12 protein-coding genes and 1 pseudogene are annotated in these 12,381 nt (G+C 37.6%); 11 read left to right on the forward strand and 2 right to left on the reverse strand.

Annotated elements, in window-relative coordinates; all coding sequences use genetic code 11:
• Positions 1–383: 383 nt before the first annotated feature.
• From ccpA to Hs30E_RS09100, 4 genes and pseudogenes are all read left to right on the forward strand, one after another.
• Entirely contained in the window at positions 384–1,382 is a 999-nt protein-coding gene (gene ccpA / locus Hs30E_RS09085) for a catabolite control protein A (RefSeq protein WP_172209645.1), read from the forward strand.
• 320 nt (positions 1,383–1,702) lie between these two features.
• A complete protein-coding gene (gene dltX / locus Hs30E_RS11595) occupies positions 1,703–1,756 on the forward strand; it encodes a teichoic acid D-Ala incorporation-associated protein DltX (RefSeq protein WP_267130246.1) in 54 nt (17 codons plus the stop codon).
• Positions 1,746–3,325, forward strand: a pseudogene (dltA, locus tag Hs30E_RS09095) (D-alanine--poly(phosphoribitol) ligase subunit DltA). The gene dltX and the pseudogene dltA overlap by 11 nt, the downstream one beginning before the upstream one ends.
• On the forward strand, positions 3,322–4,134 hold the full coding sequence (locus Hs30E_RS09100; protein WP_191088467.1) for an MBOAT family O-acyltransferase: 813 nt from the start codon (positions 3,322–3,324) through the stop codon (positions 4,132–4,134). Before dltA ends, Hs30E_RS09100 begins: the two are co-directional and overlap by 4 nt.
• 166 nt (positions 4,135–4,300) lie before the next feature.
• On the opposite strand, the gene Hs30E_RS09105 is transcribed toward Hs30E_RS09100, so the two are convergent.
• On the reverse strand, positions 4,301–5,992 hold the full coding sequence (locus tag Hs30E_RS09105; protein ID WP_172209646.1) for an ABC transporter substrate-binding protein: 1,692 nt from the start codon (positions 5,990–5,992) through the stop codon (positions 4,301–4,303).
• A 108-nt stretch (positions 5,993–6,100) separates the two neighbouring features.
• Between Hs30E_RS09105 and Hs30E_RS09110 the strand changes: the two genes are divergently transcribed.
• From Hs30E_RS09110 to Hs30E_RS09140, 7 genes are all read left to right on the forward strand, one after another.
• Positions 6,101–7,309, forward strand: coding sequence for an MFS transporter (locus tag Hs30E_RS09110; protein ID WP_172209647.1), 1,209 nt, complete (start codon positions 6,101–6,103; stop codon positions 7,307–7,309).
• Positions 7,310–7,370: 61 nt separating this feature from the next.
• Positions 7,371–8,543, forward strand: a complete 1,173-nt coding sequence (locus tag Hs30E_RS09115) for an MFS transporter (RefSeq protein ID WP_172209648.1) — start codon at positions 7,371–7,373, stop codon at positions 8,541–8,543.
• A gap of 109 nt (positions 8,544–8,652) precedes the next feature.
• Positions 8,653–9,261: a YydI family epipeptide exporter ATP-binding subunit gene (gene yydI / locus Hs30E_RS09120; RefSeq protein ID WP_172209649.1), complete on the forward strand. Its 609-nt coding sequence runs from the start codon at positions 8,653–8,655 to the stop codon at positions 9,259–9,261.
• A 1-nt stretch (position 9,262) separates the two neighbouring features.
• The gene (locus Hs30E_RS09125) at positions 9,263–9,976 is read left to right on the forward strand and encodes a hypothetical protein (protein ID WP_172209650.1); all 714 of its coding nucleotides are present in this window, start codon (positions 9,263–9,265) and stop codon (positions 9,974–9,976) included.
• Positions 9,977–9,998: 22 nt separating this feature from the next.
• On the forward strand, positions 9,999–10,310 hold the full coding sequence (locus Hs30E_RS09130) for a PadR family transcriptional regulator (protein ID WP_172209651.1): 312 nt from the start codon (positions 9,999–10,001) through the stop codon (positions 10,308–10,310).
• Positions 10,307–10,924, forward strand: a complete 618-nt coding sequence (locus Hs30E_RS09135) for a DUF1700 domain-containing protein (protein WP_172209652.1) — start codon at positions 10,307–10,309, stop codon at positions 10,922–10,924. Before Hs30E_RS09130 ends, Hs30E_RS09135 begins: the two co-directional genes overlap by 4 nt.
• On the forward strand, positions 10,921–11,820 hold the full coding sequence (locus Hs30E_RS09140) for a DUF4097 family beta strand repeat-containing protein (RefSeq protein WP_172209653.1): 900 nt from the start codon (positions 10,921–10,923) through the stop codon (positions 11,818–11,820). The genes Hs30E_RS09135 and Hs30E_RS09140 overlap by 4 nt, the downstream gene beginning before the upstream one ends.
• A gap of 185 nt (positions 11,821–12,005) precedes the next feature.
• Here the strand turns inward: Hs30E_RS09140 and Hs30E_RS09145 are convergent, their stop codons facing one another.
• Positions 12,006–12,344 carry a hypothetical protein gene (locus tag Hs30E_RS09145; protein WP_172209654.1) on the reverse strand — a complete coding sequence of 113 codons (339 nt, stop codon included), beginning with the start codon at positions 12,342–12,344 and terminating at the stop codon, positions 12,006–12,008.
• Positions 12,345–12,381: the final 37 nt, after the last annotated feature.

A 12,381-nucleotide genomic window follows, 5' to 3' on the forward strand; every position in this document is an offset into this window, starting at 1 on the left:
ACAATGCCGTGATGGTCGATATTTCCGAGATTCCGATTTTGGGTCTAAGTGAAATTGGTACACGACTTCAGGCATTGGCGGCTAATGATAGCTTGTCAAGATGTTTTGGTTAAGTAATGTTTAGTTATTAAAAAGATAAAATACAGGTTATTTAAACGTATTTCCCTATAAAATACGTCAAAAACAGTCTCTTTTGTAAGAGGCTGTTTTTTTGTTAAAAATAACAGAAAAACTTTATTCAAACCCTTGAAAACCCTTTCATAAAATGATAAAATAGATTTAATGAAATGAAAATATTATTTTCATGAAAATGTGTGGAAACAAGACGAAAAGTCTTAGTGTCCCCCTTTTTGGCATGAAATATATATGAGGAGTGAAGTAAAATGGAAGATCAAACAATTACAATATATGATGTGGCACGCGAGGCGGGTGTTTCAATGGCAACGGTTAGTCGTGTGGTTAATGGCAATCAAAATGTCAAGGAAGTCACACGTCGTAAGGTTTTAGATGTTATTGATCGTCTGGACTATCGCCCAAATGCTGTGGCTCGTGGTCTTGCCTCTAAGAAAACGACAACGGTTGGTGTGGTTATTCCAGATATTGCCAATAGCTATTTTGCAAGCTTGGCGCGCGGTATTGATGACATTGCGACCATGTATAAATACAATATCGTTATCGCGAACTCTGATGGTTTTGGTGATAAGGAGATTAATGTGGTCAACACCTTGCTTGCTAAGCAAGTTGACGGTCTCGTTTATTTGGCGCATGATTTGTCTGATAAAATTCGGGCGGAATTTTCGCGTACACGTACACCGATTGTGCTTGCAGGGACGGTTGATCAGGAAAATCAGATTCCGAGTGTCAACATTGACTATACGCAAGCGGCTAAGGAGGTAACGATGCGCCTTGCTGAGGGAAACATGAAAGTGGCGCTTGTTTCGGGACCAATGGTGCATGCTATCAATGGCAAGGAACGCTTGACTGGTTATCAGGCGGGGCTTTTTGAGAGTGGTCATGATTTCTCTGAGGCGCTTGTTTTCGAGACAAATTACAGTTATACTGATGGTTTGAAATTAGCTGAGCGTGTCAAATCATCTGGTGCGACAGCAGCTTTTGTGACTGATGATGAAGTTGCTGTTGGCTTACTCAATGGCTTGACTGGTAGTGGTGTTAAAGTGCCAGAAGAATTTGAGATTATCACTGCCAATAATTCTGTTATTACCGAGTTTACGCGTCCATCGCTTTCATCTATTGAGCAACCTTTGTATGATTTAGGGGCTGTTTCAATGCGTTTATTGACAAAAATGATGAGCAAAGAAGAAATTGAAGAAAAGCGTGTGATTTTACCGCACGGTTTCGTGAAACGTGGCTCTAGCAGATAAAGTGTAGGAATCTTACAAAATTGTAAGCAGAAAATCAAGTTCTGTAAGTTTTACAGCGCTTTTTTTGCGCTATAATAATCATATCTGATTAATTTAAGAGATATTAAATAGTTGATTTAAGATTTAAATGTTAAAATTATTTTATCAGCAAATGTTTTAGAATACCATAGTAAATAATAATAATTTAAAGAATTATTTGTTACAATAGGAAAATACAAATAAAATGGAGAATTAAATTTGATGAAAAATGGCAATAAAATACTTATGAAATTTATTTTACAGACCTTGTTTTATTTCATTATTTTGTTAATTTACTGTATTTGTTCGGCTATTCTGGACATGGACAAGGGAACTTTATTTATAATGAGTTTTAATGGAGAAAGCAAGATGAGCATTTCAAATATGATAACAACATTAGAAAGCTGTGCTGTCACACAACCTGAACAGCCTGTTTACGATAATTTGGGTGTGAAACAAACTTATGCACAGCTAAAACGTGATTCGGATGCGATTGCAAGCTATATTGACAGTTTGAATTTACCAGCAAGAAGTCCAATCCTGGTTTTTGGTGGACAAGAATACGAGATGTTAGCGACTTTTGTTGGCTGACCAAATCTGGTCATGCTTATATTCCAGTGGATGCAAGTTCGGCGCCTGAACGTCTGACTACGATTTTAGAGATTGCTAAACCTACTGCGATAGTGGCTATTTCAGCGCTACCGATTAACGTTTCGCAAGTGCCTATCATTTCAGCTGAACGACTGCATGAAAAGATGCGTCAGTCTGCTTCCTATGAACTCACGCACATGGTTACGGGAGGGAGATGAGACTTATTACATCATTTTCACGTCTGGTACGACAGGCAAGCCTAAGGGAGTCCAGATTTCGCATGATAATCTCCTTGTCCTTTGTGAATTGGGTGCTAAGCTCAAGCGAATTTGACTTGTCAAAACAGGCAAAAATCCTTGTCCAAGCACCTTATTCTTTTGATTTATCTGTCATGTCTTGGGCGCCTGCATTAGCGGTTGGTGGCACTTTGTGTGTGTTGCCAAAAAATAAAACGGATAACTTCAAGGCATTATTTGCTGTTTTGCCCCAAATGCCACTTCAAGTTTGGGTATCAACGCCATCATTTATTGATATGGTTTTGTTATCAGACGATTTTATAGCTGAAAAAATGCCAAATTTAACACATTTTTATTTTTGTGGTGAAGAATTGACCTTGGGAACTGCAGTTAAGTTGCGAACGCGTTTTCCACAAGCTCAAATTGTCAATTCATTTGGGCCAACGGAGGCGACTGTTGCGTTTTCAGCGGTTGCGATGACAGATGAGATGCTTGAAAAGGCTGAACGTTTGCCGATTGGTTATGCTAAAGAAGATTCGCCAACGGTTATTGTTGATTCAGCGGGACAGATTTTACCTGCTGGCAGTTTTGGCGAAATTATCGTGACAGGACCAGCCATTTCTAAGGGATATATCAATGATTCCCAAAAAACGAAGCAAGCTTTCTTTAGGCTAGACGGCTTGCCTGCTTATCACACGGGCGACATTGGTAGTATGGATGGAAATGGAATGTTATATTATAATGGGCGCAAAGATTTTCAGATTAAGCTAAAAGGGTATCGTATTGAGCTTGAAGAAGTTGCGCATGTTTTAAATCTGTCGCAATATATCGAGTCTGCGGTGGCAGTGCCGCGCTATGATAGGTCTCAGCACAAGGTACAACAGCTTTTGGCATATGTCGTTCTTAAATCGGGTGTACGTAAGCAATTTGAAAAGGAGTTGACGTTGACTCAGGCGATAAAAGCCGAACTTGCTGATGAGATGATGGCTTATATGATGCCGTCACGCTTTATTTACTGTGACCAGTTGCCGATAACGCCTTGACCTCAAGGCGTTGATTGCTGAGGTTAATCAAGTCAGTAAGGGAGATGACAAATGAGCCAGATAACACATTGGCTACAAACTTTGCCTAATCTGCAACCTTATGGTGTGCCACAATATTTTGCTGTCTTGTTATTGGCGCTTTTACCTATTGTGGTTGCTCTGTTTTTCGGGCGTCGATTACCGATTTATGAGAGTTTGATGTCAGTTAGTTTCATTGCGTTGATGTTTGGTGGTAGGAGTTATCAACAACTTTATGCCTTCTTTATCTATCTTGTTTGGCAGACAAGCGTTGTTTTTGCTTATCAACTTTACCGTAAGCAATTTGACAACAAATGGCTTTTTTATCTTAGTGTTTTATTAGCGGTTGCGCCTTTGATTATCGTCAAAATCACACCAGCGGTTTTGGGTGTTAATTCTCTGTTTGGTTTTCTTGGGATTTCCTATCTGACTTTCCGTTCGGTTGCGATGATTATGGAAATGTGGGATGGCGATTTGCATGGTGTTAGGTTTTGGTCATTTCTGCGGTTTATGATTTTCATGCCAACGATTTCATCTGGACCGATTGACCGTTATCGGCGTTTTAACGCTGATTATCAAAAAATTCCTGACCATGAAACCTATCTAAATATGCTTGAAAAGGCGGTTTGGTCGCTCATGCTAGGGGCATTTTACAAATTTATCTTGGCTTATTTCCTCGGTGAGGTTTTATTGCCGTCGGCAAAATATCTGGTTTTGGCTGCGGGTGGCTTGTTCAATTGGCAAATTTTGCTTGTTATGTATGCCTACGGCTTAAATCTCTTTTTTGATTTTGCGGGTTATTCTTTATTTGCTATCGGCATCTCTTATATATTGTGCCGTTTTTGACGGAAAAACATGAGCAACCTGTTTATCAGATTGATGATTATTTCTTTAGCTCGGAGTGGGCGCATAAGCGCAATATCGCAGACTAAAAAAATCGACTTTCAAGGCGAAAGTCGATTTTTGGGGTGTTCAAGAGATATTGATAATTATTGCTATGGCATAAATTGCTTTAAATTGACCAAGCTGTTTTATAATCGTAATCTTCCTTAACATCCTGTAACATAGGATGAGTGAAAACTTCTCTTACAGGATGAACGGTATATATCAGATAATAGTTGCTAGTTAGCCACTTGTCAATTTCTAGGTAAGTTTGATGTCGTGCGAGTTGACTTGGCTGAGATTTGAAATGTCGAATCATTTTTTGGAGTTGGGTAAGTTGTATCGTTGACAACATTCTTTGAATCAATAAATTGTGATTGCTCACAAATTCTAAATAGGCTAACTCGTCATTCTCAGTTGGAATGTCGCCAAGCAGGACGCAATCAATGTCATTTACTAAATAATCGCTGTAATAATCATTTTCAAAAGTAAAATAAGTCAACTCTATTCTCAAACCGATGGCATTTGCGCGTTGCGTTACCCATTTGCCTAGAGTAATTGTGTCTTTGAAATGCGCCAAGGTTGCAAGTTTGATTTTTTCGCCCTGATAATGGGCTTTTTTGAGCAAATGTTTGGCTTTGGTAAGAGATTTTTGGGGTGGTTGAGAATCTTTTGAAAAATAATGACTGGCAGGAATGCCTTTTCTTTGCTTAAATTGGCTCATATCCAAAACTTCATAAATTGCTTGACGAATCAGCTGATTTTGAATAATCGTCTTGCGGTTCATGTTACAAATGAGAAATTCAGCTCCGCCAATTTGCTGAATTTTTTTCGAGTAGGCAATATCGCTATATTGGTTAGGATCAAACAAAGTCGTTGAAAACTTGGGCAAGTCAGCCACAAAGCAATCAACTTCATCAATAAATGGGCGATAGCCAAAATAATGCTCATTTACTGTGAGTTTCAATTTTTTATCAGATTTTTCGGTAATTTTGAAAGCACCAGTTCCAATCCAATTTTCAGGTGTGGTTTCATTTTCAATATCTCTGATGACGTATTTGATGTCTGCTAGATAACGAGCGAATAAACGCTCAGGTTGATTGAGCTTGAAAATAATCGTATGATTGCTAGGACACTCAATAGCGATAAGGTTTTCAAATTGATAATAATCGTGACCTAGCTCATGCCTAATCTGTTCAATCGTTTGCTTAACTTCAAGGCTTGTCATCACTTTTCCATTATGAAATTTCACACCTTTTCGCAAGAAGAACGTCCATTTTTGATACGCATTATCTGCTGTAAAATGGTGGGCAAGAAGTGGTGTGAGCGTGTCGTTTTTGTATTCAACTAGCGTATCGCCGAGCTGCTTGATAAGATAATGTTCGTGTAAAATAGCGGTTTGAGTAGGGTTTAGTGTGGTTATCGGACGAGATAAAACTTTTCGTAAAACAATTGGCTCATTTTGAGTATTAGTGTGTTTGAAATCGAAAAAGTCTTGAATTTCAGCTTGAAAATCACGTAACCAATCAAGTGGAAGTGGCAATTCTAAGAGAAATAATAAATTTTCAGCATTTTTTGTTTGTAAAGCATGTGCCAATTCCATTTTAAATTGTTTCTTAAAGTTAGTTTTGAAAGACAATTTAGACAAATGACCACGCCCATGCCCAGGTTCATAAGTCAGCCAACCTTTTTCTTGGAATTTTAGCAATCGGCGCTTGACTTGTTTGCTGGAAAGATACCAAATGCTTTCTAACTCTTTCAAACGAAAATCAGCTTTTTGCCTGGGAAATGTTGCGCGTAATCTAAAATAATCTTGGTTCATAGCCAGCTCGCTTTCTAAAAGGGGACATTTTATTATCAATTCGTCCATTTTTAAATATAATGTATTCTTTTATAATGATAACATAAAGTAAGAGAGTAGGGCAAATTGATGTGGCAACAACTTCATTCAAATATTCGGACACGGATAAAAATTCAGTTTTTGAGCCGTTTTGCTAGTTCGCTGATTTTTCCATTTATGACGATTTATCTGACACGTGCTTATCAGGTGCAAATCGCAGGCATACTTGTTATGATAAGTGTTGTTATTTCATTTATCTCAGGTGTTTATGGGGGTCATCTGACAGATATTTTTGGTCGGCGTAGCATTTTGCTCATTGGTGAATTGCTGAAACTTTTGACGGCTATTGTTATTTTTTTGGCAAGTTTTCTAATGGCTCATCCAGTACTAATCATTTATTTTATGATGTTATTAAATAATATTGCAAGTGCCTGTATTAGCCCAGCGAGTGAGGCGATGTTGATTGATGTTTCGAGCGAAGAAACGCGTGGTTTCATGTATGCTATCAATTATTGGGCTAGTAATTTATCAATGATGTTGGGCATTACGATTGGTGGTTGGCTCTTTGAAAAGGCATTTATTTGGCTTGTGATTAGTTTAGTGATTATTAATACCATAAATTTTCTTTTGACGAAATTTTTCATCACTGAAACACATTATGTTGAAAAAACGAGTCATAAAAGGCTTGGTCTTGGTGCTGTTTTTGCTAGTTATCAAGTTGTTTTTTCAGACTTGCGATTCGTTTTATTCACGATTGGTGGTATTTTGATTATGACCGTTGAATTTCAGCGCACCAACTATATTTCAGTTCATTTGGCGCAAGAGTTTCTGCCTCAGTCAGTTTTTGGCATAACATTTGATGGGCTAAAAATCGTCAGTTTGATGGCAACGCTTAATACCCTGTTGATTGTTCTATTGACAGTGCCGATTTCAAAAATGGTAACGAGATATGCTAACAACTGCTTGTTTATTATCGGCGTAGCGCTTTTTAGCCTAGGTTATGCGATTCAAGCGATTTCTTTGGATTTTGTCATATTAGTTGTATCTAGTGTTATTTTATCAATAGGAGAGTTATTTTATGTGCCAACTAGACAAAGCAAGTTAGCTGAGCTCATGGTCGAAAATAAGCGAGGTGCCTATGTCGCTTTCAACGGCATTATTTTTAAACTTGGACAAATAATAGCTGCTGGTATGTTAATGTTATCGCCGATTATTGGGGCATTTGGTATCTTTATCTTAATTATAATGTCAGGTTTTCTTGCAATTGTGACAACATCAGTAGCGCTTAAACTAAAATAAAAAATTTTCGTGGTATAATGGAATTAGACTATACTTGAACGAGTATAAAAACAGAGGTCATATGTCCAAGAAAACTAAAATCACAGCAATCGTCATTCTAAATTTTATCATTTATATCTCGCTTGGTCTGCCAGACTCTATCTTAGGTAGTGCTTGGCCTAGTATGCGCGTGAGTTATGATATGGGTGCAAGTCAAGTCAGTTATTTGTCAACAATTATGCTTGTTTTTTCTTTTTTATCAAGTGTTTTTTATACAAAAATTTCACAAAAATTGACAGTGGCACAAGTGATTTTTTCTAGTATGACTTTTGTGATTATTGGGCTTATTTTGATGATGGTAACAGCCAACCCGCTTGTGTTATTTTTGGCTACCCCTTTTATGGGCATTGGTCAAGGGGCGATTGATGTCACAGTCAATCATTTTGCAGCGAAACATTTGCCGAGTTCGCTCATGAGTTTGTTGCATGGTTTTTATGGCCTCGGTGTTAGTTTGAGTGCTGCGATTCTGACTTTTTTTCTGTCCACCTTTTCTAGTTGGCGTTTGGCGATTGGCTTTATTACGGTTGTCGAAATCTTGATTTTGACTCTTATTTTCGTTTATCGGGCAACATTTGCTGAGCATGATCAGTCTGAAAATGTTGCTGAAAAATCAGAAAATGAGCTTAAACCGAAATTTAGAGTTGCTTATTTTGTCAGTCCTTTATTTTATTTTTTCTATTCAGTCGAAGGTGTTGTCGGCGTTTTCCTTGCGACCTATTATGCTGAAGTATTTCAAGTAAAACCGTCCCTTTCAGCAGGATATACAACCTTATTTTGGCTTGGCCTCATGACAGGTAGATTCCTAACAGGGGTATTGACAAGATTTCTTAGCGATAAAAAAATCATTTTCACTCATCTTGTGTCACTTATTATCATGTCGTTTGCGTTGTTATTTCCACCAACCGCTTGGACACCAGTAGTTGTTTTCGTACTCGGACTTGCCATGTCGGCGCTCTATCCTTTGCTAATGATGTTGCCCAATCAAATGTATCCAGAACCAATCGCTCAAAAAGTTATCTCCTACAATGTCGGCTTTTGTCTCCTAGGTATTCTTGTTTTTCCGCTACTATTTGGCGTATTGTTTAGACTGATGACTTTCAGTATTTTCCCGATTTTTATCATTTCAATGTCAGCCATTCTTCTAATTTTAGCCATTTGCCTTTATAAAATTGTCGAGAAACAAATCAAAGCATGAGTTTAAAAATGTGCTTTTTTTTTAACTTTATACTTGACACAATACTATTTTTGATATATCATAATACTATACAGGAAATAATATTGTTTTAGAAAGAAGTAAAAAGTCAATGAAAATTCAGAACTATACCCTAAAAATTGGCAAAAAAACCTTATTGACTGATGTCAACGTGAGCTTTGCCCAAGGAAAAATCACGCACATTTTAGAAAAAAATGGCACTGGTAAATCGCAATTTGCCAAAGATTTGTTGCTACGGACAAGACCAGATGAAACACTCATCATCTCAAGTTACGCCAGAATCCCAAACGATTTGCGTTTGACAGACTTGCAAACGTTCCTAGCACAAAAATTTTCACAAGAAAAAATTGACCGACTGTCAACCTTACTCAATCTGTCAAATATTGACCCGAAGCTTGCAATCAAAAAATTATCAGACGGTCAAAAACGCAAACTGGAAATTCTGACTTTTTTTCTATCTGACAAGTCAATCATCATCTTAGACGAGCTGACAAATGCGCTCGACCAGACAACGATTCGTGAGATTTACCAGTTTCTAAATGCTTTTATTCGTGAAAATCCTGATAAAATTATCCTAAATATCACGCATGAAATGCAAGATTTAACCAATCTAACAGGCGATTTGTACCTACTAAATCAGCAAAATTTGACACCATTTTCGAGTGTTGATAGCATTATCGAAAGTTATGTGAGGGGCTAGTATGTTTTTTAAACAATCAATCATCAGTCGCACGATTTGGCTCATTATGGCGCTTGTTTTGGCGATGTTCGGGCTTGCCTATGTGATGTTATATGCTCTTGACAAGGTAAGTCAACCGTCCTATGACAACTTTATGCTCAGTGTCTACGCTGTTTTCACGCAGTTCGGTTTTCTTGTTTATAGTTTTGTTGTTGCCTACACTTTTCACAAGGATAATCAGGACAAAACGGTGCTATTCTACCGTTTTAGCGGTTTGACTGCGATGACCTATTTTTTGAGAAAACTAGCGGTACTTGCCTCAGAATTTTTCCTTGCGATTGTCTTATTTAATCTCGCGACATCAATCGTTTATGGTAATTTCAGCCATTTTCTTCAAATGCTAGCGCTCTGTACAGCTGTCACCTTATATGAGATTTTAGTTGTCAGTTTCTTTGCAATGTTACTGCCAAATCTCCTCTTATCCATTGCAGCAACGATTTTCTTTTGGATATTTACGCTTATTTTGAGCCAATTAGGAGGTATTTTCAAATATGCTGCTTATTTTGATCAATCAAATGACTTGTTCAGTAAAGTTCAAAGCTCTTTCAAAGGCGGAAATGTCTGGCTATCCAGTCAAGATAATTTACATCTCTTATTTTACGTCGCCGTTATTTTGGTGCTAGTCACAGCATTTTCAAAAATGAATCAAAAAAGATGGCTGAAAAGTGGCATTTAATAAAAAGAAAGGAAACTAAATTATGACAATCCAAACACCAACAGTTTTACTTGACGGTAGTGTGCTTGCGATTCTTGAAAAGGCGGATATGTATGGCTATCTTTTGACCAAAGAAGTGCAAAAACACGTCGTTGTTTCGGAATCGACCATGTATCCCGTGCTACGCCGTTTGCAAAAAAATGGGGAATTATCCACTTACGATGAAGCATTTGAAGGGAGAATGCGCAGATACTACCGCATTACCGAAATGGGTAAGGCACATCTGACGGAAATCAAGCACGATTGGCAAGCATTTGCCAAGGGGATCAACGACATTTTAGGAGGTGTGGCATGAGCTATATCAATGATTTAAGGGCAAATTTGAAGGCTTTGCCGAAAAATGAGATAGATGAGGCAATTTTATATTACGAGGAATATCTGGCGGATGGCGAGTTGAGCGATGGTGCGGCGGTGGCTGAGTTTGGTACGCCAAAGAACTTGGCGCGGCGCTTGGTAGCGGACTATTATATGGACGCGGCGGACGAGGAGATGTTTGCCTTGCAAGGGCAAGAAGTGGCAAAAGTACCTGCGAAATCGCCTTTTAAGCTGACTTGGTTTATTATTCTTGCGATTTTTGCTTCACCGATTTTGATTCCTGTTGCGATTGTGGTGGTGGTCATGATTTTCACTGTTGCGATTACGGCTGCGACACTCATCTTTACAATATTATGTGTGTTATTTACTTTTGCAATTGTGGCAGTTTTCGCTATTTTTGGAGGAATCATGGTTTTGCCCCAATCTATAACAGGTGGTTTGTTTTATATTTCGGCTGGACTTGCTGTTGTCGGCGCGCTTATCTTATTGTCGCCAGTTGTTTTAACGTTAATTAAAGCTATCAAAACACTTCTTGTAAAATTTATCACATGGATTGGTAAAAAAATAATTAGAAAAGGTGGACAAAAACTATGAAACGTAAAAATTTGCGATTAATTATTGGGGCAAGTCTGTTAGTTTTTGGTACGAGTTTAGCTTGTTTGCTTGCTATTTTTGAGAAACCTGGTAGCATTTATTGGTCTCATGGCATGCAATATCGCTCAGAGAAAGATTATTTCAGCCAGTCTTACCAAGAGGACTTGCCGGAAATTTCTGAGGTTGAAACGCTGACGATTATTTCTGAAAATGCGAGTGTGACAGTGATTGAGGGCGATAAATTTGATGTGCGTGCTAGTAATATTGCCTCTGAAAATGATGTGGAAATAGCTTATAGTAAAGGAAATCTGACGATTGATGTTTCTAACGGTAAAAACTATGTTACCTTTAATCTAGGCCTCATTATCGAGATAAATAATCAAGAACTCACAATCGAAATTCCGAAAAAACATCAGTTATCACAGATCAAAGCTGAAAATAAAAATGGTGGGTTTGAGTTTACTAAGTTGACCAATCTCAATAAAATTGAGGCGACCACGCCAAATGGTTATATTGACTTTAAGAGTACATCAGCACAAGAAATAACTGCCAAAACTATAAATGGTAGCATTGATTTAGTCAATGGCACATTTAAAGTTGCAAATCTGTCAACTAAAAATGGGGATGTGACGGTTGAGAATGCAACATTTGACAACTTTTTTGCTCAAAGCAATAATGGTGAGATTGAGTTGACTAAGAGCAAGATTAAAACTGATGGCGAAATTAAAGGTAAAAATGGCGATATTGATCTGACAGATTGTCAGATTCCCAACTTTTTTGCCAAGAGTAGGATAGGCGATTCAGAGATTATACAGGCTTATCAAGCTAAAAAAACAAGGAAAGAGCTTGCCAAACTGATTATTACAAGTAATCTAGGTGATGTGACGTTAAAATAAGTTCAGATTGCCAGCTAAACATTAAAGCACTATCAATATGTGAGGGATGTTTAGTACTTTCACGCTCCAGATTTTGTCTGGAGCGTTTTTCTATTTTTGAAAATAAAAAAACGACATCAAAGAGGACACTAATGGCATTTTACTTGATATATTGTATTAAATTTTGCCATAGAATGGGCAAAAAGTCAATATTTACGTTTTTTTCCACGGTCGTTTATCATTCGAAAGTGATAATGTCCTAAGTAGGTCGAAACATAAAATGTCCCAAATGTTAAACTAATACTTATGAAAAGGATATTACTCACTGTGAATGATTCAAAAAAAGTATCATAACTACGAAGATAATTGAGGGATAAGAAAAGCATATCTTCAACTGATAATTTACTGTGACGACCTCGACGGTTATGTTTTTCATGATAAGCGGTCTTAAGAAGACTGCTCATAGATTCAAAGGTTGGACGTTTAACGCCAACTAGACGTTTAAAATGACTATCGCTGAGTTTCGTGAGGGATTCATAGTTCATGACTATAGTATAACAAATTTTTTTATTTTTGGGAGAA

The organism is Pseudolactococcus hodotermopsidis, from assembly GCF_011170085.1.
Lineage (GTDB): Bacteria > Bacillota > Bacilli > Lactobacillales > Streptococcaceae > Pseudolactococcus > Pseudolactococcus hodotermopsidis.